The 1,415-nt window shown below is 66.9% G+C and carries 1 protein-coding gene; it reads left to right on the forward strand.

Translation table 11 applies throughout. The features are described from left to right. Positions 1-35: 35 nt before the first annotated feature. Positions 36-1,415, forward strand: a 1,380-nt coding sequence (locus tag QR77_RS37920; protein WP_040026501.1) for a condensation domain-containing protein, incomplete at its 3' end; no start/stop codon positions are given.

Here is a 1,415-nt window from a genome sequence, read left to right on the forward strand (position 1 = left end):
AACCCCGGCAAGTCATCGCCCAAGGTGAGGCGGGCGTGCCCGAGATCCTCGTGGAGTCGGTTACGGGGGAGCGGGTCGCTGAGGTGGTGACCGCGATCGCTGGTACGGGGTTCGATCTGGAGCGGGATCTGCCGTGGCGGGTACGGCTGCTGGAGGTCGAGGGCACCGGTGAGTGGGTGCTCGTCATGGTGGTCCACCACATCGCGACCGACGGCTGGTCGATGGCCCCGCTGGCGAGGGACCTCTCTCAGGCGTACGCGGCGCGTTGTCAGGGGCGTGCGCCTGGATGGCAGCAACTGCCGGTGCAGTACGCGGACTACACCCTGTGGCAGCGTGAGGTGCTGGGCCGGGAGGACGACCCCGACAGCGTGATCGCGGGACAGGTCGCCTACTGGAAGGAGGCGTTGGAGGATCTGCCGGAGCAGCTCGATCTGCCGGTGGACTTCCCGCGTCCGGTGGTGGCCTCGTATGAGGGCGGCTCGGTCCGGATGTCGGTTCCGACGGAGCTGCATGCGCGGCTGGTGGAGGTCGTGCGTGGTTGCGGGGCGAGTGTGTTCATGGCCGTGCAGGCCGCGCTCGCGGTGTTGCTGTCGAAGATGGGTGCGGGCGAGGACATCCCGATCGGTACTCCGGTGGCGGGGCGTACCGATGACGCGCTTGATGATCTGGTGGGGTTCTTTGTGAACACGCTGGTGTTGCGTGCGGATGTGTCGGGTGATCCGTCGTTCCGTGAGGTGCTGGAGCGGGTCCGGGAGCGGGATCTGGCGGCGTTCGCGCATCAGGATGTGCCGTTCGAGCGGCTGGTGGAGATCCTCAACCCCACCCGTTCCATGGCCCACCATCCTCTGTTCCAGGTGATGCTGGCCTTCCAGAACAACACCCGCCCCGACCTGGACCTGCCCGGCATCAACGCCGGGACGGAGCCCTTGAACAGCACGGCGGCCAGGTTCGATCTCTCCTTCAACCTCGGCGAAACCCACACCGAAGACGGCACACCCGCCGGCCTTGAAGGGCAACTGGATTACCGGACCGATCTGTTCAGTGAGGCGACAGTTCAAGGTGTGGCGGATCGGTTGGTGCGCGTGCTGGAGGCGGTCGCGGCCGACCCCGACGTGCTGATCCGCAAGATCGACGTGCTGAGCGTTGACGAGCGGCGGCGGACGCTGGTGGATTGGAACGACACGACGCGTGAGGTCCCGGATGGGACGTTGCCGGAATTGTTCGAGGCGCAGGTCGTTCGGACCCCCGGGGCTACGGCGGTGGTCAGCGGCCATGTCGAACTGACCTATGCCGAGTTGAACGCGCGGGCGAATAGGTTGGCCCGGTATTTGGTGGGTCGGGGTGCGGGTCCTGAGCGGTTGGTGGCTGTCGCGTTGCCGCGGTCGGTCGGACTCGTTGTGGCGCTGTTGGCGGTG

The sequence above is a fragment of the Streptomyces sp. 150FB genome, from assembly GCF_000818195.1.
Lineage (GTDB): Bacteria > Actinomycetota > Actinomycetes > Streptomycetales > Streptomycetaceae > Streptomyces.